This window comes from Neptunomonas japonica DSM 18939 (genome assembly GCF_000422765.1).
Lineage (GTDB): Bacteria > Pseudomonadota > Gammaproteobacteria > Pseudomonadales > Balneatricaceae > Neptunomonas > Neptunomonas japonica.
In genome coordinates, this window is sequence record NZ_AUGR01000015.1 from 113,648 (window position 1) to 132,181 (window position 18,534).

Annotated in this window: 16 protein-coding genes; 11 read left to right on the forward strand and 5 right to left on the reverse strand. The window is 44.6% G+C overall.

Going from position 1 to position 18,534, the window contains the following annotated elements; translation table 11 throughout:
• Nucleotides 1-88: 88 nt before the first annotated feature.
• The 8 genes from G511_RS0110870 (at nucleotide 89) to G511_RS0110905 (ending at nucleotide 8,548) form a co-directional block, all read left to right on the forward strand.
• The gene (locus G511_RS0110870) at nucleotides 89-1,882 is read left to right on the forward strand and encodes an acyl-CoA dehydrogenase C-terminal domain-containing protein (protein ID WP_028469636.1); all 1,794 of its coding nucleotides are present in this window, start codon (nucleotides 89-91) and stop codon (nucleotides 1,880-1,882) included.
• A gap of 199 nt (nucleotides 1,883-2,081) precedes the next feature.
• Nucleotides 2,082-2,399: an SCP2 sterol-binding domain-containing protein gene (locus G511_RS0110875; RefSeq protein WP_028469637.1), complete on the forward strand. Its 318-nt coding sequence runs from the start codon at nucleotides 2,082-2,084 to the stop codon at nucleotides 2,397-2,399.
• Between the two features lie 139 nt (nucleotides 2,400-2,538).
• Nucleotides 2,539-4,209, forward strand: a complete 1,671-nt coding sequence (locus tag G511_RS0110880; protein WP_028469638.1) for an AMP-binding protein — start codon at nucleotides 2,539-2,541, stop codon at nucleotides 4,207-4,209.
• A 9-nt stretch (nucleotides 4,210-4,218) separates the two neighbouring features.
• The gene (locus G511_RS0110885; RefSeq protein WP_028469639.1) at nucleotides 4,219-4,773 is read left to right on the forward strand and encodes a DUF2889 domain-containing protein; all 555 of its coding nucleotides are present in this window, start codon (nucleotides 4,219-4,221) and stop codon (nucleotides 4,771-4,773) included.
• Between the two features lie 17 nt (nucleotides 4,774-4,790).
• Nucleotides 4,791-5,813, forward strand: coding sequence for an NAD(P)H-dependent flavin oxidoreductase (locus G511_RS0110890; RefSeq protein WP_028469640.1), 1,023 nt, complete (start codon nucleotides 4,791-4,793; stop codon nucleotides 5,811-5,813).
• A gap of 12 nt (nucleotides 5,814-5,825) precedes the next feature.
• On the forward strand, nucleotides 5,826-6,590 hold the full coding sequence (locus G511_RS0110895; protein WP_028469641.1) for an enoyl-CoA hydratase-related protein: 765 nt from the start codon (nucleotides 5,826-5,828) through the stop codon (nucleotides 6,588-6,590).
• A gap of 279 nt (nucleotides 6,591-6,869) precedes the next feature.
• The gene (locus tag G511_RS0110900) at nucleotides 6,870-7,622 is read left to right on the forward strand and encodes an electron transfer flavoprotein subunit beta/FixA family protein (RefSeq protein WP_028469642.1); all 753 of its coding nucleotides are present in this window, start codon (nucleotides 6,870-6,872) and stop codon (nucleotides 7,620-7,622) included.
• Entirely contained in the window at nucleotides 7,619-8,548 is a 930-nt protein-coding gene (locus G511_RS0110905) for an electron transfer flavoprotein subunit alpha/FixB family protein (RefSeq protein WP_028469643.1), read from the forward strand. The genes G511_RS0110900 and G511_RS0110905 overlap by 4 nt, the downstream gene beginning before the upstream one ends.
• 71 nt (nucleotides 8,549-8,619) lie before the next feature.
• Here G511_RS0110905 and G511_RS22625 read toward each other — a convergent pair whose 3' ends face one another.
• A complete protein-coding gene (locus G511_RS22625; protein WP_051221897.1) occupies nucleotides 8,620-10,230 on the reverse strand; it encodes a methyl-accepting chemotaxis protein in 1,611 nt (536 codons plus the stop codon).
• Nucleotides 10,231-10,706: 476 nt separating this feature from the next.
• Here G511_RS22625 and fadB point away from each other — a divergent pair, with 476 nt between their 5' ends.
• Together fadB and fadA are read left to right on the forward strand one after the other, a co-directional pair.
• Complete coding sequence (gene fadB, locus G511_RS0110915) at nucleotides 10,707-12,863, forward strand: fatty acid oxidation complex subunit alpha FadB (protein ID WP_028469644.1); 2,157 nt, start codon at nucleotides 10,707-10,709, stop codon at nucleotides 12,861-12,863.
• Between the two features lie 2 nt (nucleotides 12,864-12,865).
• Nucleotides 12,866-14,044, forward strand: a complete 1,179-nt coding sequence (gene fadA / locus G511_RS0110920) for an acetyl-CoA C-acyltransferase FadA (protein WP_028469645.1) — start codon at nucleotides 12,866-12,868, stop codon at nucleotides 14,042-14,044.
• Nucleotides 14,045-14,151: 107 nt separating this feature from the next.
• Here fadA and ald read toward each other — a convergent pair whose 3' ends face one another.
• The 4 genes from ald to G511_RS0110940 form a co-directional block, all read right to left on the reverse strand.
• On the reverse strand, nucleotides 14,152-15,267 hold the full coding sequence (gene ald / locus G511_RS0110925; protein ID WP_028469646.1) for an alanine dehydrogenase: 1,116 nt from the start codon (nucleotides 15,265-15,267) through the stop codon (nucleotides 14,152-14,154).
• A gap of 222 nt (nucleotides 15,268-15,489) precedes the next feature.
• Entirely contained in the window at nucleotides 15,490-15,810 is a 321-nt protein-coding gene (locus G511_RS0110930; RefSeq protein ID WP_028469647.1) for an AzlD domain-containing protein, read from the reverse strand.
• The gene (locus G511_RS22630; RefSeq protein ID WP_051221898.1) at nucleotides 15,807-16,580 is read right to left on the reverse strand and encodes an AzlC family ABC transporter permease; all 774 of its coding nucleotides are present in this window, start codon (nucleotides 16,578-16,580) and stop codon (nucleotides 15,807-15,809) included. Before G511_RS22630 ends, G511_RS0110930 begins: the two co-directional genes overlap by 4 nt.
• 16 nt (nucleotides 16,581-16,596) lie before the next feature.
• Nucleotides 16,597-17,571, reverse strand: a complete 975-nt coding sequence (locus G511_RS0110940) for a bifunctional helix-turn-helix transcriptional regulator/GNAT family N-acetyltransferase (RefSeq protein ID WP_245573953.1) — start codon at nucleotides 17,569-17,571, stop codon at nucleotides 16,597-16,599.
• Between the two features lie 365 nt (nucleotides 17,572-17,936).
• On the opposite strand from G511_RS0110940, the gene G511_RS0110945 reads away from it, so the two are divergent.
• Nucleotides 17,937-18,509, forward strand: coding sequence for a hypothetical protein (locus G511_RS0110945; RefSeq protein WP_028469649.1), 573 nt, complete (start codon nucleotides 17,937-17,939; stop codon nucleotides 18,507-18,509).
• Nucleotides 18,510-18,534 lie beyond the last annotated feature (25 nt).

Below are 18,534 nucleotides of genomic sequence, written 5' to 3' on the forward strand. Positions count from 1 at the left end.
TCGTCCATTCTTACTTAAATCATGACATTCATGCTTGCCTATTACACTTTGTTATACGGGCGCATAAAAAAGAACAGAGGGATTGAACATGCCAGAATATAAAGCACCAATACGTGAAATACAGTTCGTGATGAATGAGGTGCTTGAATCTGAAAAGCACTATGCGAGTTTACCCGGTTGTGAAGATGCTACACCGGATATGATTAGTGCCATTATAGAAGAAGGCGCTAAATTTTCTGAGCGTGTTCTATCACCGCTGAATCAAGTAGGTGACCAAGAAGGCTGCCAGTTTAATGATGGTGAAGTCACAACACCTACCGGTTTTAGAGAAGCCTACCAGCAATATGTTGAGGGTGGCTGGCCATCTCTGGCTCATGATCCAGCGCATGGTGGGCAAGGGTTGCCTGAATCGATCGGTACCGTTATCAGCGAAATGGTTGGAACGGCGAACTGGTCATGGGGTATGTATCCTGGCTTAAGCCACGGTGCTATGAATACCTTACAGGAACATGGTACTGATGAGCAGAAAGAAACCTATCTTACTAAGCTAGTGAGCGGTGAGTGGACAGGTACTATGTGCTTAACCGAACCACACTGCGGTACAGATTTAGGTTTGCTGCGTACTAAAGCAGAGCCGCAGGCGGATGGTAGCTATAAAGTATCGGGAACCAAAATTTTTATCTCTGCCGGTGAGCATGACATGGCAGATAATATTATTCATATCGTATTAGCTCGTTTACCTGATGCTCCTGCAGGCACCAAAGGTATCTCATTATTTATCGTTCCTAAGTTTATGTCTGACGGTGATGCTGTTGGCGCACGTAATGGTGTTGCTTGTGGTTCGCTAGAGCATAAGATGGGTATTCATGGTAATTCAACTTGTGTCATGAATTTTGATGAAGCAACTGGTTATCTCATAGGACCTGCGAATAAAGGCCTTAACTGCATGTTTACCTTTATGAATACTGCGCGCTTGGGTACTGCATTACAGGGCTTAGCTCATGCTGAGTGGGGTTTTCAAAATTCACTGCCTTATGCCAAAGACCGTTTGCAGATGCGTTCTTTGACGGGTAAGAAGAATCCAGAAGGTGCTGCAGATCCTATCATTGTGCACCCAGCGGTACGTAATATGCTGCTGACACAAAAAGCTTTTGCCGAAGGCGGGCGTGGGCTGATCTATTTCTGTGCTCAGCTTGTTGATAAAACAAAACTGGCCGATACGAAAGAAAAAGCAGAAGCTGATGCATTGCTTGCTTTTTTAACGCCAATCGCAAAAGCTTTCCTCACTGAAGTAGGATTTGAATCCGCTAACCATGGTGTGCAGGTATATGGTGGGCATGGCTTTATTTCAGAATGGGGTATGGAGCAAAACGTGCGTGATGCGCGCATTTCAATGCTGTATGAAGGCACGACACAGATTCAAGCACTTGATTTGCTAGGCCGTAAAGTATTGATGACTCAAGGTGATTCGCTTAAAGGCTTTACCAAATTGATTCACATGTTTTGTAAAGAAAATGCCGACAATGACGCTATGAAGCCATTCGTTGAGCCACTGATCGCGCTTAATAAAGAGTGGGGTGAACTCACCATGAAAATTGGTGCAAAGGCGATGCAAGACCGTGAAGAGGTGGGTGCTGCTGCGGTGGATTATCTGATGTACTCGGGTTATGTGACGTTGGCTTATTTTTGGGCACGTATGGCTTATAAAGCACAGCAAGTACTTGAGCAAGGTACGGAAGAAGAAGCTTTCTATAAAGCAAAATTGACCACTGCTCGCTTCTATTATGCGCGCTTGTTACCTCGTACGCGCTCTCATGCCGAGATTATGCAATCAGGTGCTGAGAGTTTGATGGCAATGGATGAAGAGCATTTTATTTTTTAAGTAGGAGCTCTAAAAATCGTTGAATCAGAAGAGAGTAACCGTTGTGTGGATTTTGAAATACAGAGCCGGCCGTTGGTTAGCTCAACAACTGTTAAATTTTAATGCTAAGCGTTATAAAAAAAGTAAAATAAGTGCTCCAACAAGGAGCAGTCAAACCAGTAGCGATGCTGCTATGAACAACCCAGCAGAGGGAATAAGCATGTCTGACCTGAATAAAGTTTTTGACGAGATGAAGAGCCGTTTTAATAGTGGGGCAGCAGCAGGGATGGATGTCGTCTTTCAGTACCAGATTGATGATGGGGAGCCGTACCATGTGACAATTGCTAATGATAGCTGCGTTGTTGCCCAGGGTGAGCATGACGAGCCTTCTGTAACATTGTCTATGGATACGCAGACGTTACAGGAAGTTATTTCTGGTGAAACTGATGGAATGCAGGCGTTTATGACGGGGCGCATTCGTGCCGATGGCGATATTATGCTCGCAACACGCCTGACAGCCCTTTTTCCGGTGGCATAAAATGTAAAGTTGGGCGAGGCTATGGAGAGATTGCATAGCCTGCTAGGGAAATGCTAAGAAAATTAACTCTATTTGTGAAAATACAGTGGTGATCGGACGTGATTCCGCCTACCAATAACAATAATATTAGGGGCAACTAATGGATAATACACGAGGGACTTGGATTCCTGCTGAGTTAAATCCGCAAGGTTACAACACCGTACTCGATGTGGTGGCCAGTGTGTGTCAGCGTTACGCCGAGCGTCCTGCTTTTACTAGCTTTGGACGAACGCTCACGTATGCAGAGATGGATACATTAGCGGATGCTTTTGCTGTTTATCTCCAAGAAGAAACCGACCTTAAACCAGGTGACCGGCTCGCCATTCAGCTGCCTAATCTTATTCAATATCCTATTGTATTGTTTGGTGCATTACGTGCGGGTTTAGTCGTGGTTAATACCAACCCTCTATATACGCCACGTGAACTAGAGCATCAGTTTAATGATTCGGGTGCTAAAGCGCTGGTAATCCATGCCAGCATGGCACACAACGCTGAAAAAATTATTGATAAAACACAAATCAAGCATGTGTTTGTTACCCAAGTAGGTGACTTGCATGGCTTTATTAAGCGTACGTTATTAAATAAAGCGATTAAGTACATCAAAAAAATGGAGCCTGACTATAACCTGCCGATGGAGACCTCTTTACGGGTTGCTTTATTAAGCCGTATTGGGAAAAAGCCGAAGGTAATTAGGGTACAAACAGAAGATATTGCTGTTCTTCAATACACTGGTGGGACTACAGGTGTATCTAAGGGAGCGGTGTTAACACACGCCAACCTAGTATCTAATATGTTGCAGGGCCGCGAGTTGATTAGCCAAGCTGATAGCAGCTGGTCTGATACGTCTATCGCGCCTTTACCGCTGTACCATATTTATGCTTTTACACTCTCTCAAATTGTTATGGAGGCGGGTGGTCATAGCGTATTGATTGCTAACCCAAGAGATATTCCAGGGTTTGTTAAAGAGATGAAGCGTTGGAACCTGACTAGCTTCATGGGATTGAATACTTTATTTGTTGCTCTGTGCAACAATAACGACTTTAAAGCACTGGATTTTAGCCATCTTAAAGTGACTATTTCTGGTGGTATGGCACTGACTAAGGCCGCTGCAGATCAATGGCAGAGCGTTACTGGCTGCGACATAATGGAAGGTTACGGGTTAACCGAAACGTCGCCTGCCGTTGCTATAAATCCGCCGGGTAAAGTGAGTATTGGCACAATCGGCTGGCCTTTAAAAGAAACAGATGTACGTATCATTGACGCCAAAGGTGCTGAAGCTGGCGTGGGTATAGCGGGTGAACTCTGCGTGAAAGGCCCTCAAGTAATGAAAGGTTATTGGCAAAGAGAGCGCGAGACGCAAGCGTGTTTTACCGACGATGGCTATCTTATTACGGGTGATGTTGCTATTCAGGAAGAAGATGGCCGGTTACGTATTGTTGATCGTGCTAAGGATATGATTATTGTTTCCGGATTTAATGTTTATCCGAACGAAATAGAGGATGTCGTAACGTCGCATCCCGGTGTGCTTGAATGTGCGGCAATCGGTGTTAAAGATGAGCGTAGCGGCGAAGTGCCAAAATTGTTTGTAGTTAGAAAAAATATAGCACTAACCGAGAAAGAAGTGCTGAAGTGGTGCAAAGATAATTTAACTAACTACAAGGTGCCTAAATCGATAGTGTTTGTAGAAGACCTGCCAAAATCTAATGTTGGTAAAGTGTTGCGCCGAATGCTTAAAGATGACGACAGCACTGCACAGACTAATGTTGCCTGAGGGAGCATTATGCCTTTAACAAAACCGGTACGCCGTAAACATGCACACCGCCGTGCCATTGTTTGTAATGGTTACGAGCGAGAAGATGGTCTGTGGGATGTTGAGGCTAAAATGAGTGATGTAAAAGCAGAAACAGTCGAAAATCCCGAACGTGGTGGTTTTGTTTCTGCAGGCGAAGCGTTTCATGATATGGCGATTCGCTTTACGTTAGACCGTTCTTTATTCATTCACCATGTAGAAGCGGTAATTGATCAATCACCGTTCAAAATGTGCCCTGGAGCAGCTGGGGCTTTTAAGCAGTTGGAAGGTACTCGCATAGGCCCTGGTTGGCACCGTAAAGCTAAAGAGATGGTTGGTGGAGCAAAAGGGTGTACGCACTTACATGAGCTACTACCCATTCTAGCGACAACCGCAATCCAAAGCTTATGGCCGAGTATGGAAGACGATGTGATGGATGCAGGAGCCAAAGTAATGTTGAATACGTGCCGAACATGGGCACAAGATAGTGATGTTGTTAAGCGTTATTTACCTGACCACTATAATGAAGAACCCTATATAGCCTAATTTTTGGGAGAAAATTCATGAGCCTTCCTACTTTCTTGCAGGGGCGTTTATCCTTGCCTCTGATTTGTGCGCCGATGTTTTTGGTATCAGGGCCTGATCTCGTAATAGAGGCATGTAAAGCGGGTGTTGTCGGTACTTTTCCCGCTTTAAACCGACGAACCAGTGAGGAGTTTGAATCTTGGTTGATCGAAATAACAACAGCTCTTGAGGCGTATACAGCACAAACAGGTAAACATGCGGCGCCATTTGGCGTTAATCTAATAGTGCATAAAAGTAACCCGCGCTTACAGGCTGATTTGGATATTTGTAAGCGACATCAGGTACCGCTGATTATCACCTCTTTGGGCGCTGTTCCTGATGTTGTTGAAGCGGTCCATTCTTATGGTGGTTTGGTATTTCATGATGTGGCGACGATTCGCCACGCAGAAAAAGCTGCCCAAGCAGGTGTCGATGGTTTGATCGCTGTTTGTGCCGGTGCTGGTGGTCATGCTGGAGTACTCAGTCCCTTTGCTTTTGTGAATGAAATTCGCACCTTCTATCAAGGCAGCGTTATCTTATCGGGTTGCTTATCAACGGGTAGAGATATTGCCACTGCACAAACTCTTGGTGCCGACTTAGCTTATATGGGCACGCGTTTTATCAACACAAAAGAGAGCTTAGCGGTGACAGAATATAAGCAGATGATTGTTGATAGTAACGCGAAAGATATTGTTTATACGCCCGAAATATCAGGCATCCCCGCTAACTTTTTAAAGCCAAGTTTACAGTCCGCTGGGCTAAATCCTGAGACTGGCAAGGCATTGAAAACTGATGATGCGGTGAGCGAGGCTGGCAGCAAAGAACTTAACCTTGGAGAAGAGTTGACTGCCCCTAAAGAGGGTGCGACTGCCTGGAAAAGCATCTGGTCAGCAGGGCAGGGGGTAGGCTCGATTAATAATGTGCCTAGTGTGGCAGAGTTACTGGTAGCACTGCATGAAGAGTATATCGATGCGACCGTGGATTACGCTCAGCGAAGCCGCGAATACGCATTGAAAATATAAGGAGGCAAAAGTATGAGTAAGGTTGAGCATGTGTTGCAACAGCAAGACGGTGCTGTATTGGTTTTGCAGATTAATCGCCCTGATAAGAAAAATGCACTGACATTAGATATGTATCAGGCGTTGATAGATGGACTGCTGCTTGCTGCAGAGGATGATGTCATTCGATGTGTACTGATATCAGGTAGCGCTGATTGCTTTACCTCGGGTAATGATATTTTAGACTTTATGGCCGCTTCGGTTGGCTCAGATAAAGCGGCATTACCCCTTAAGTTTTTGCAGACGATATCGACCTTTAGTAAACCTGTGATTGCCGCAGTGGCGGGTGATGCTGTAGGTATTGGCACCTCTATGCTTTTGCATTGCGATCTGGTTTATTGTACTAAAGATGCGCGTTTTCAGTTACCGTTTGCTCGTTTAGGTTTAGTGCCGGAAGGTGGTACAAGCTTATTATTGCCACAACAGCTGGGGCACAGACTTGCATTTGAATTATTGGTTTTAGGGAGCCGTGTTAGTGGTGTTCGTGCTGCTGAACTTGGGTTGGTTAACAGTGCGCTAGATCACCCTTTGAGTGAAGCTAAAGCCGCTGCTGCTCAATTGGCAAATATGGCGCCTCAGGCAGTTAAACTCAGTAAAAACATGATGAAAAGTCATCAACAAGCAACGCTACAAACAGTGCTGGTGGATGAGGTTGAGCAGTTTAAAGAGCGCTTGGCTTCAGCGGAAGCTAAAGAGGCATTCAGTGCCTTTATTGAAAAGCGTCAGCCAAACTTTAGCTAGCTATGTGAGCCTAGATAGCTTGATAGTTAGGTAGCACTAAAGATGTTTTCAAAGAGAGTTATAGGAACTTGCTTTACGTTTACGTTAAGGTAATATAAATAACTGCTAAAAGACTAGGTGGTTTCCCTTGTATTTACGGGGTGATTTGCGAGAATAGTTCTAGTCGTCAGTAAAACAAGTGTTTTTAGTTATTGTGGCTTGGCGGTTTAGAATTATTGTTATTAATACCGTACGGTCTGGCGTTCAGACCATCAAAAGAACAACAAAAGCGAGGCTTGTATGAAGATACTTGTCGCTGTAAAGCGCGTCATTGATTATAACGTCAAAGTACGTGTTAAAGCGGATAAAACGGATGTGGATCTAGCTAATGTAAAAATGGCTATGAACCCGTTCTGTGAAATTGCAGTTGAAGAAGCAGTTCGTCTAAAAGAGAAAGGTGTTGCCACTGAAGTTGTTGTTATCTCTATTGGTGCTAAACAGTGCCAAGAACAGATTCGTACAGCGTTAGCACTCGGTGCTGACCGTGGTATTCACGTAGAGACTGATACTGCTCCAGATTCTTTAAGTGTTGCTAAGTTGATGGCTAAAATTGTTGAAGAAGAGCAGCCTGGTTTGGTTATTCTTGGTAAACAAGCAATTGACTCTGATAACAATCAGACTGGACAGATGCTAGCAGCCTTGCTGGATCGCCCACAGGCAACCTTTGCTTCTGAAGTCGTTGTTGATGGCGACAAGGTAAGTGTTAAGCGTGAAATCGATGGCGGTTTGCAGACTCTTGAGCTGGACTTGCCAGCCATTGTTACTACCGATCTACGTTTGAATGAGCCGCGTTACGCTTCATTGCCAAACATCATGAAAGCCAAGAAAAAACCACTGGATGTTAAAACGCCTGCTGACTTGGGTGTTGCCGTTGGTAGTAATATTACATTGGTTTCGGTTGAACCACCTGCTGAACGTAAAGCAGGCATTATAGTGGGCTCTGTTGCTGAGCTGGTCGATAAACTGAAGAATGAAGCGAAGGTATTGTCATGAGTATTCTAGTTCTTGCAGAACATGATAACCAGGAGCTGAAACCGGCAACGTTAAACACAGTTGCAGCTGCTGTTAAAGTCGGTGGAGACATTGATATTCTGGTCGCTGGAAGTGGCTGTCAGGCTGTTGCTGAGCAAGCATCTAAAGTAGCAGGTGTACGCAGTGTACGTGTTGCAGATAATGCTGCTTATGAGAACCACTTAGCAGAGAACACCAGTAAATTGATGGTGTCTATCGCTGAAGGTTATACACACATCTTTGCATCTTCTACATCAGATGGTAAAAACATTTTACCCCGTGTGGCTGCATTACTCGATGTTAATCAGCTATCTGATATTTCAGCCGTTGTGAGTGCTGATACTTTCCAGCGTCCAATTTATGCGGGTAATGCTATTGCTACCGTTAAGTCTGCAGATGCTTTCAAAGTGGCTACTGTGCGTGGTACAGCATTTGATCCTGTTGCTGCTGACGGTGGTAGCGCGACAATCGATACTATCGGTGAAGTGATTGCATCAGATAACTCACGCTACGTGAGTGCTGAACTGGCTAAATCTGATCGCCCTGAACTTACTGCTGCTTCGGTCGTTGTATCAGGTGGTCGTGGTATGGGTAATGGCGAAAACTTTGAGTTGCTATACAAGCTTGCAGATAAGCTAGGTGCGGCTGTTGGTGCATCGCGTGCTGCGGTTGATGCTGGCTTTGTACCTAACGATATGCAGGTTGGTCAAACCGGTAAAATGGTAGCTCCAGACCTGTACATTGCTGTTGGTATCTCTGGTGCGATTCAGCATTTGGCTGGTATGAAAGACTCAAAAATTATTGTTGCGATCAACAAAGATGAAGAAGCGCCTATTTTCCAGGTAGCTGATTATGGCTTAGTTGCTGATCTGTTTGATGTGGTTCCTGAGTTGGAAGCTGCGCTGTAAGCGGTAGTAACCGATAATAGAATCTAAAAAAGGGCTGCGATTGCAGCCCTTTTTTTGTCTGCCTTACTGCCTTAAAGATTAAAGCGTGATACCAGCCCGTTGAGAGCTTCACTCTTGCTTTCGAGGGAGCTAATCGCGTTTTGGTTTTCTTTCACAGCACAAGATGTCTCTTCTGAAAGATTAAAGATACGTTGAATATTCTCACTTGTTTCGTTTGTGACTGCTGACTGCTGGGTTGATGCTTCAGCAATCTGTAGATTCAATCTGGAAATAGTGTCCATCTCGTCAGCGATTAGTTTAAGGGCGTTTTCAGCTTCAGATATTAAGCTGACAGATTCATTACTGCGCTCTTTGCTGGATGACATAACGCTTACGGCTTCTTCTGAACCTGTTTGCAGTTCTTCTATCATCTCACGTATTTCTATAGTGCTTTGCTGGGTTCTACCTGCCAATGTGCGTACCTCATCAGCAACAACAGCAAAGCCGCGTCCTTGGTCACCTGCACGCGCCGCTTCAATGGCTGCATTCAGTGCTAGCAGGTTGGTTTGTTCTGCTATATCACCAATAACACTGATAATCTCACCAATACGATCTGATTGGCTTTTGAGCTTGGATATGACGTTTGAGCCTTGTTCAACTTCGCTGGCAAGTTTCTGCATGCTGCTGGCTGAGCTTGAAAGTGCTTGGGCGCCATTGGTAAATTCGGTTTGAGCATGCTCTACAGCGGTCACTGCATCAGAGGTGTTATCGGCAACAGCATGTGCGGTATTTGCAAGCTCCTCCACTGCCGTTGCTAATAACTCCGTTTCATTTTTCTGCTGGTCTGTTCTGGCTGCGTTACCTTGAGCATTTTTATTAATATGACTAAGACCATCTTCTAAGTCGTTGGATACGCCGCGAATGTCTTCTATCAGTGTCGCCATATGGCTCATGAAGGTGTTGAGCTCTTCTGCTAATTTTGCAAACTCGTCATTCCCTTTTACGTCGAGACGCTTATTGAGATTTGTTTCACCCGTGGCTAGCCCGTGAATAGCGTGGTGTAGCTCGGAGAGTCGACTAACAATAAAGCGGTTAAGCCAGAATACGAGTATTAATCCGCCGCATAGTGCCAATAAGATAACGATAACCATATATAGCGTACTGTTTTCTTGTACTGCTTCAAACTCATCGGTTGTTTTGGTGATAATCAGCTGGTACTGCTCTTCAAGGGTTGTAAAACCATTGATAGCAGGAGAGTCTGATATTTTGACCGTGCTGTCGACTTCTTTGATGGTCGCCTTATTAGCAAATAACCCTTGTACTTGGTTAGCCGCTTGGCGGTATTGCTTGAGCGTCATTGCTATATTATTCAATGCGCTTGTTTCTATGTTATTGAGCTCAGGCACTGACCTGTATTGGTTGATGAGTGCGTTAATGGCGTCGTAGTTACTGACAACACGAGAGTAATATTTGGGTGTGCCGCGTAATACATAGTTTTTAAAATTATGAATCAACGCGCCATAGCCTACCTGCTGCCTGATTTGTAAAAGCAGTGTTTGCCTTGCCTGCGCTTGCTGCTGAAGTTTATTCCAGCTAGCGTCACTAGAAGATGACATCCAGCTTTGGACGAAAAACATTGATGCGAATGCAACAATGGTACAGATGATTAACACAAAAAATCGGTGTTTAAGTGTTAGATGCATGTGGATATTCCTAAAGTATTGTCCAGAATTTAGCTAAATCTAGAAGTGGGCTAAATATAGGTGACGTCGTTAAAAAACGACAGTTGCAACATTAGGTTTTTACACAAAGAGTTCAAGCAATTGATGCTGGTCAATTTTTGTACATTGTTGTTTTAGAGGGCGTGTATCAGGGAGGTAATTGATTACCCCATGCTTATAAAGCGAGTTATCCACAGTATTCTGGGATAACTTAATTATTCAGACAGAAGTGGAATGTGCTTTATAGTTGGGTGAGTAACAATGTTTTGAATTAAATTGTTACTTATGTATGAGAGTAATCCATTGGTATGGCGGCACTTGCAAGCAATATGAAGTGTAAAGTCAGTGATGCTGATTGAAACTGTCATTGTAACAAAATCACTAATAGCTAGACTAAACTTACTAAGCGACATAAGTCACAAAATAACAGTATATAACCTGACGTATGGAGTCATCCCATGTTAATGGAAGGTCAAGCGATTCGCTTGCAAGCAGTTGAAGAGGGTATTCATGAGGTGGTATTTGACCTCAAAAATGAAGCCGTAAACACCCTCAGCCAATTGGCTATGCAAGAGCTAAGAGAAGCGGTAACCCAGCTACAGCAAACCGACGGCGTAACAGGCGTTATTTTTACCAGCGCGAAAGACAGCTTTATAGTTGGCGCTGATATTACCGAATTTAAGCAGATGTTTGATCATGACGAAGAGACCATCATAGCGAACCTGGTTCGCTTACAAGGTCTGTTCAGTGAGATTGAAGATTTACCCTTCCCTACCGTTACAGCGATTAATGGTATTGCTTTAGGGGGTGGTTTTGAATTGTCCTTGGCGACTGATTACCGTGTGATGGGTGATAAAGCTAAAGTAGGTCTGCCTGAAGTTAAATTGGGTATCTACCCTGGTTGGGGTGGCACTGTGCGTTTGCCTCGCCTTATTGGTATTGATAATGCCAATGAGTGGATATGTGCGGGAGTTGAGAAACGTCCTGCAGCAGCCCTGAAAGATGGTGCTGTAGATGCAGTTGTTGCAACGGATCAAGTACGAGTTGCTGCTATTGATCTTGTTAAACGGTGCATCGCCGGTAAGTTTGATTATCAGGCGCGCCGTGACGAGAAAAAATCACCGGTTAAATTGAATACTATCGAACAGATGATGGCATTTGAAACCGCTAAAGGCTTGATTGGCGCAAAAGCTGGGCCGCATTATCCAGCGCCGATGCAGGTGCTGAAGACGATTCAGAAATCGTGCACGATGAAGCGCGAACAAGCCATGGAAGTTGAAGCCAAAAATTTTGTTAAGTTAGCAAAAAATGCGGTGACTCCGGCCTTGGTTGGTCTGTTTATGAAAGACCAATACGTTAAAAAAGTCAGCAAAAAATATGAAGCGCAGGGTTCCCCGGTGAAGCAGGCCGCTGTATTAGGTGCTGGTATAATGGGTGGCGGTGTTGCTTATCAGTCGGCGGTGAAAGGCACGCCTATCTTGATGAAAGATATCAACCAAGGTGCACTGCAGCTTGGTTTAGATGAAGCGAATAAGTTGTTAGGTAAACAGCTTAAACGTGGTCGTTTAGACGCTGCAAAAATGGCGAAAACGATCAACCGCATAACACCTACCTTAAGTTACGGCGATTTCAACCGTGTTGATCTGGTAGTTGAAGCTGTTGTTGAAAATATCAATGTTAAAAGATCTGTATTGGCGGAAGTCGAGGGGCACATGCCTGAAGATGCAATTCTAACTTCTAATACGTCGACCATTTCTATTACCGAACTAGCTAAGTCTCTTAAACGCCCGGAAAATTTCTGTGGAATGCATTTCTTTAACCCCGTTGCGCTCATGCCTTTGGTAGAAGTTATCCGTGGTGAAAAGAGTAGCGAAGCCGCCATTGCACGTACTGTCTCGTACGCTAAAGCGATGGGTAAAACGCCGATCGTAGTGAATGACTGCCCAGGATTTTTGGTTAACCGAATTCTATTTCCTTACTTTGGTGGTTTTTCTGCCTTACTCAATGATGGCGCTGATTTTCGTAAAATCGATAAAGTCATGGAAGGTTTTGGCTGGCCAATGGGGCCTGCTTACCTGCTAGATGTTGTGGGTATTGATACGGCTTATCATGCCGACGCTGTTATGGCTGAAGGTTTCCCTGATCGTATGCAGCACGAAGGTGAGAATGCGATTGATCGGATGTTTAAACTAGAACGTTTTGGTCAGAAAAACAGTAAAGGTTTCTACCAATATGAGATGGACCGTAGAGGCAAGCCTAAGAAACTTGCTGATGAAGAGGTCTTCACGTTATTGGAGGGGGTTTTGGGTGATTCGCGTGATTTCTCAGATGAAGAGATTATTGCACGTATGATGATTCCGCTGTGTATAGAAACAGTGCGTTGTTTAGAAGATGGCATAGTGGCTTCGCCAGCCGAAGCTGATATGGGCTTGGTCTACGGTATTGGTTTTCCACCGTTCCGTGGTGGTGCTTTGTACTACCTAGATCAGATGGGATTAGCGGAGTTCTGTGAACTTGCTGAGCAATATAAACATCTTGGCGGCTTGTACCAGCCAACTGAGCGTATGAAACAGATGGCCGCCGCTGGCGAAACCTATTTCGGCGGGGAGAAATAATCATGAGTCTGAAACCAAATGACGTAGTGATCGTAGATGGCATCCGTACCCCAATGGGTAAGTCTAAAGGTGGTTCTTTTCGCAATGTTCGTGCTGAAGCATTATCTGCTGCTGTTATGAATGGCTTATTGGCGCGTAATCCTAATCTTAATCCGGCGGATATAGAGGATGTAGTCTGGGGCTGTGTTAACCAAACCAAAGAGCAGGGCTTTAACATTGCTCGTAATGCGCTGGTGTTAGCCGGTTTGCCGCATACAGTGGGTGGGCAAACTATTAACCGCTTATGTGGATCCTCTATGTCGGCGTTACATAATGCGGCGCAATCTATCATGACCGGTAATGGTGACACTTTCATCGTCGGTGGTGTGGAGCATATGGGTCACCTAGATATTCTGCATGGTATTGATATCAATTCAGAGATGTCTAAGCATGTCGCTAAAGCGGCCATGATGATGGGTGTTACCGCTGAAATGCTCGGTAAGATGAATGGCATCTCACGCGAATTGCAGGATCAGTTTGGCGCACGTTCACACCGCTTAGCACATGAAGCACGTGAAACAGGCCGTTTTGATAACGAAATCATCCCTATCGAAGGCCATGATGAAAATGGCTTTAAGAGTTTACTAGAGCAGGATGAAGTTATTCGTCCAGAAACGACCTTTGAAGTCTTACAAGGTTTGAAGCCTGTCTTTGTGCCTAAAGTCGGCACGGTAACAGCCGGTACTTCATCCGCATTTTCTGATGGCGCATCCGGTATGTTGGTGATGTCTGCTGAAAAGGCGCAAGCACTAGGGCTAAAACCACGCGCTGTGATTCGTTCAATGGCCGTGGCTGGCTGTGACCCTTCTATTATGGGATATGGTCCAGTACCTGCTACGCAAAAAGCTTTGAAGCGTGCTGGCTTAAAGATGGGTGATATCGACTACATCGAACTGAATGAGGCCTTTGCTGCACAAGGTTTGTCAGTCTTAAAAGGTTTGAAGCTGCTGGGTCGTATGGAAGACAACGTTAACCTTAACGGTGGTGCTATTGCTCTGGGGCATCCTTTGGGTTGCTCGGGTACGCGTATCTCAACGACCTTGCTTAATGTATTAGACCAGAAGGATGGTACGTTAGGCTTGGCGACCATGTGTATTGGTATGGGACAAGGTGTGGCTACTGTGTTTGAACGTTTGAACTAATACATCTTCGTTCGTGATAATAAGAAGGGCAACTGGTATAACCAGTTGCCCTTTTTTGATAGTGATTAATGTCAGACCTACAATAACAAGCCTGTGATAATCGCTATTTAGCTAACAGCATCCGCAGGTGCTTGGTATGCATAACCCAACACATCAGCAACCGCTTTATAGGTGATATTGCCGCGGTGTACGTTTAAGCCATTTAGCAAATGCACATCATCTTTTAGTGCTTGCTTATAGCCTTTGTTGGCTAGCGCTTGAACAAACGGCAGTGTGGCGTTAGTTAAGGCAAAAGTAGAGGTACGAGCAACACCGCCTGGCATGTTAGCAACACAGTAATGCACAACATCTTCTACCGTATAGGTTGGCTCTTGGTGAGTCGTTGCACGAGATGTTTCAAAGCAACCGCCCTGGTCAATAGCAACATCGACTACCACAGCACCTGTTTTCATTTTTTTCAAATGCTCACGTGTAACGAGTTTTGGTGCAGCAGCGCCGGGTATAAGTACCGCGCCGACGACCAAATCTGCAGCAACGACCTCATCTTCGATAGACTCAACATTTGAGTAAAGCGTTTTTAGCTGTGGGCCATACACTTCGTCTAACTGCTTAAGGCGAGGTAGAGATCGGTCCAAAATGGTAACGTCTGCTCCTAAGCCCATCGCCATGCGTGCAGCGTTAATGCCGACTACACCACCACCAATTACAACAACTTTAGCTGGAGCAACACCAGGAACACCACCCAGTAAGGTGCCTAATCCGCCTTGCGCCTTTTCTAATGAGTGAGCACCGGCTTGGATAGCCATACGTCCTGCTACTTCGCTCATTGGCGCAAGTAGAGGTAAACCACCATGGTTATCAGTTACTGTTTCATAAGCAATGGCAACAGCGTCGGAATCAACGAGTAGCTTTGTTTGCTCTGGATCTGGTGCAAGGTGTAGGTAGGTGAACAAGATCTGGCCAGAGCGCAGCATTTTACATTCGTTGGGCTGTGGCTCTTTAACTTTGACGATCATATCTGCTGTAGCGAAGATCTCTTCAGCAGTATCGATGAGAGTTGCACCAGCGGCTTCATATCGCTCATTGGTTAAGCCAATAGCGGTTCCGCCATCACGTTGCACAATGACTTGATGTCCTGCTGCTACTAATTCGCGAACTCCCGCTGGCGTCATGCCAATACGGTATTCATGGTTTTTGATCTCTTTAGGGACGCCGATAAGCATGTCGAATCTCCAATTATCTGAATAGTGACCAGAAGCAGTCGCTTTATTATTGTTGATCAATCTTTATTCAGATTAGCATTTGATTGAGGAGATATTTTCATGTTTTTTTAATTATTATTGAAAATAAATGTTACTATTATTCGATTATATAGTTTAAATAACTGTGGCGTTGCACAAATATAGCGGTATTTATGGTCGCTGTTTTGGGGCTTTGTTATGCGATTAAAGCCCAAAACCGAAACGAAATAAGCTAAAAGCAAGCATCCCGACAACAATGGTTGTTAACAAGTCTTTACGGATAAATGCGGTGATGACAGCGACCAGTGACGCTAATAACCAAGGATTACTGGGACTTATCCATAGCTGTCCTTGTGGAATCAACACGGCCGGTACGATGATGGCTGTTAATACAGCAGGGGGGACAAATCCAAGGCCAGTGCTGAGCCACGCAGGAAAGTGCACGCGTCCCGCAACTGCAAACAGAATATAGCGCACGCCAAACGTGACAATGAACATGCCTAGAATTAACAGCGCTTCATTCATGACGGCTCCTTGTTTTCGATAGGTTGTGTATTTTGTCGTTTCAACATCATGTGAAAAGATAAACCCACAGCAATACCTGCTATAGCGGCGACTAACAGCCCTAGCTTGTGTGGCATTGTGGCTGTTGCGATTGCCATGGTGGCGGCAACAATAACGCAAGCCCACATGGGTTTGCTTTTAAGATAAGGAACAACCATGCCAATAAAGGTCACCGACATGGCAAAATCTAATCCCCATTGGGTCATGTCAGGGAAGAGTTCTCCTAATGCGACACCTATCGCCGTACATAGCACCCAATTACCGTACATGGCGCAAAAAGAGCCTAGGTAGAACCAATGAGCATCACGGATATCATCTTGTTGTAGATAGCGGTTACTCACCGCTGCAAAAGTCTCATCGGTGAGCCCAAATGCCATTAATACGCGCCAACGTTGCGGCAGGTGGCGAACCTTGGGTACGAGATTGGCGGCGTAAAGAATGTGGCGTAGGTTAACGACGAAGGTTGTCGCAATAATAACAGGTAGTGCCGCGCCTGCTGCGAGCAAGCCCAATACGATGAATTGGCTGGCGCCTGCAAACACAATAATCGACATGGCAAGGGCGCCAATAATCGAAAGCCCGCTGGGCTCTGCCAGTGTTCCAAAAATAATCCCGAAGGGTATGGCTCCCACAATTAAAGGGAAGGTCGCTTTTGCGCCGCCAATAAACTCATGGCGGTGCTGCTCTCTTGATGAAGGAAGCGCTGAATCTGAGGGTGTTGTGTTCGTCATGATTGTTTGTCATTCATCATAGGGTTAACGTCATGTAGATATCGGAGCGTGGGTATATCGACTGCCCATTTGGATGCGGCACTTCGTGAAAACCAAGGTTGCGGTAGAGGCGAATAGCGCGGTTAAGCTTTGTCGAGCTCTCTAGGTAAACCTCATTAGCATCAACCTCTCGCGCTTTATTTAAGGCAGTTAGCAGCAGTTTGCGACCGATACCGAAGCCTTGCATGTTTGGGCCTACGCCCATTTTAGATATTTCAAATAGGCCGTTACTTTGGTTTGCTAAAGCAACACAGCCAACAATCTCTTGGTTACAACGGGCAAACCAGATGTAACCACCTTTTGCTAGGTAGTAACTTTCCGGGGTAAATAAGGCGCGCTCATCATGATCAGTGAGCTCTCCATTGAAAAACTCCTCGAGCCATTGGAGGTTAAGCTGGCAAAAATGCTCTCTTAATGAGGCGTCCCAACCGATAATCTCTATGTCGGACTCGCTAATACGATGCTGTAAGTTAGCCAGCACAGGTTGAACAAACCCTTGCTGCTGTATGCGTTGTTCGAAATCATCCAATGATGCCAATAATGGGTGTTGCTGCGCTGCTATTAGCTGATCTAAGTAGTGCTTTATCTCATGCCAAATAGGCGCGATCTCGGCAACCAGTGCATCACTTTGCGGTGTTAGTGTTAATAGTTGGCGCCGCTCATCTTTTGGGTCGGGTGTTTTACTAATCCAACCTTCGCTAAGCATATTACGTGCAATTTTACTGATAGCAGGATGGCTAACGCCTAACTGATCCGCCGCCTCGGTGACGGCTTGCGCACCCTGTTGATGGAGCAAATTAAACAAGGGAAAAAAAGTGGGGTTAAGCTGAATGCCCTGGGTTTGATAAATCTCGACAACATCCTGAATCAGCCGATCAGATAGTCTTTTTAAGCGGCTCCCCAAAGATAAGCTGCCAAAGGTTTTCATTAAGTCGGTAGAAGGTGCAGGCATAAAAGGCTCTATTCAGACGTTGTATGATTGGTTGTGGTGCTTATTTAATGAAAGTTACGTAACTAGTTACGTAACTTAAAGTTAAACATCACAAAAGTAAATAAAAAGCGAACTTACTAAGTTATTGATCGTTTCTAATTAACGAACTATGCTCCAAGAATAGGGATTGAATGTATCGGGCAAAGGATTGGCTCTTCCTCATAAAACCACACTAGTCTAAATCATCCTATCTCTTTGAATTACAATAAATTAATGCATACGTGTCTTTTTGTTGAAACCCAAATAGGGTGCCAAAGTGACAGTAAGCCATAGGCTCTTGAATAAGCTGTTAAATTTTCAACCAATTCTAAACTAAAGGAACTAAAATGAATAAAAAACTAAAATTAACTATGGCAGCTATTTCCATCGTGTACTTATCAGGCTGCTCATTTACAGCGTCAAATTACGGTGCATCCTTTGAAAACGTAGAAACAATTAAAAAGCTTGGCTCAGTAGAAGTATCCGTGAGTGATTTTACAGCCTCAAAATCAACTAGCGGCATCGCATGTCGTGGAGCTGGCTCTGTCGTAACACCAAACAAAGAAACTTTTGAAGATTACATTCATAAAGCTTTTGTATCTGAGCTAAAATTAGCGGGAGTTTATTCAGATAGTGCCCCAATTGAATTAAAAGGGCACTTTACAAAAATAGATTTTAGTTCAAATATTGGTAACGGAAACTGGTCTTTTGAATTAACTGCATCATCTAGTAAAGACGAATCTATCCAGATCGTATCGAAGCATGAATTCTCTACTAATTGGGTAGCAGATAAAGCATGCCAGCAAGTAGCACAAGAATTATCTCCTGCTGTTCAGGTTTTAATCAAAGACATTGTTAGTAATCCAGAATTCAAAAAACTAATTTCAAGCACGGAAGACAATCTTGCTCAAAAAATATAACAAGTATATTAGCGAACGCGAGTAA

What these genes read in the sequence shown, in the direction of transcription:
- G511_RS0110880 (WP_028469638.1), top strand. Translation starts at nt 2,539, where the DNA reads ATGGATAATACACGAGGGACTTGGATTCCTGCTGAGTTAAATCCGCAA.
- G511_RS0110930 (WP_028469647.1), bottom strand. Translation starts at nt 15,810, where the DNA reads ATGAATGAAGCGCTGTTAATTCTAGGCATGTTCATTGTCACGTTTGGC.
- fadA (WP_028469645.1), top strand. Translation starts at nt 12,866, where the DNA reads ATGAGTCTGAAACCAAATGACGTAGTGATCGTAGATGGCATCCGTACC.
- G511_RS0110885 (WP_028469639.1), top strand. Translation starts at nt 4,219, where the DNA reads ATGCCTTTAACAAAACCGGTACGCCGTAAACATGCACACCGCCGTGCC.
- G511_RS0110945 (WP_028469649.1), top strand. Translation starts at nt 17,937, where the DNA reads ATGAATAAAAAACTAAAATTAACTATGGCAGCTATTTCCATCGTGTAC.
- G511_RS22625 (WP_051221897.1), bottom strand. Translation starts at nt 10,230, where the DNA reads ATGCATCTAACACTTAAACACCGATTTTTTGTGTTAATCATCTGTACC.
- G511_RS22630 (WP_051221898.1), bottom strand. Translation starts at nt 16,580, where the DNA reads ATGACGAACACAACACCCTCAGATTCAGCGCTTCCTTCATCAAGAGAG.
- fadB (WP_028469644.1), top strand. Translation starts at nt 10,707, where the DNA reads ATGTTAATGGAAGGTCAAGCGATTCGCTTGCAAGCAGTTGAAGAGGGT.
- G511_RS0110895 (WP_028469641.1), top strand. Translation starts at nt 5,826, where the DNA reads ATGAGTAAGGTTGAGCATGTGTTGCAACAGCAAGACGGTGCTGTATTG.
- G511_RS0110905 (WP_028469643.1), top strand. Translation starts at nt 7,619, where the DNA reads ATGAGTATTCTAGTTCTTGCAGAACATGATAACCAGGAGCTGAAACCG.
- G511_RS0110900 (WP_028469642.1), top strand. Translation starts at nt 6,870, where the DNA reads ATGAAGATACTTGTCGCTGTAAAGCGCGTCATTGATTATAACGTCAAA.
- ald (WP_028469646.1), bottom strand. Translation starts at nt 15,267, where the DNA reads ATGCTTATCGGCGTCCCTAAAGAGATCAAAAACCATGAATACCGTATT.
- G511_RS0110875 (WP_028469637.1), top strand. Translation starts at nt 2,082, where the DNA reads ATGTCTGACCTGAATAAAGTTTTTGACGAGATGAAGAGCCGTTTTAAT.
- G511_RS0110940 (WP_245573953.1), bottom strand. Translation starts at nt 17,571, where the DNA reads ATGCCTGCACCTTCTACCGACTTAATGAAAACCTTTGGCAGCTTATCT.
- G511_RS0110870 (WP_028469636.1), top strand. Translation starts at nt 89, where the DNA reads ATGCCAGAATATAAAGCACCAATACGTGAAATACAGTTCGTGATGAAT.
- G511_RS0110890 (WP_028469640.1), top strand. Translation starts at nt 4,791, where the DNA reads ATGAGCCTTCCTACTTTCTTGCAGGGGCGTTTATCCTTGCCTCTGATT.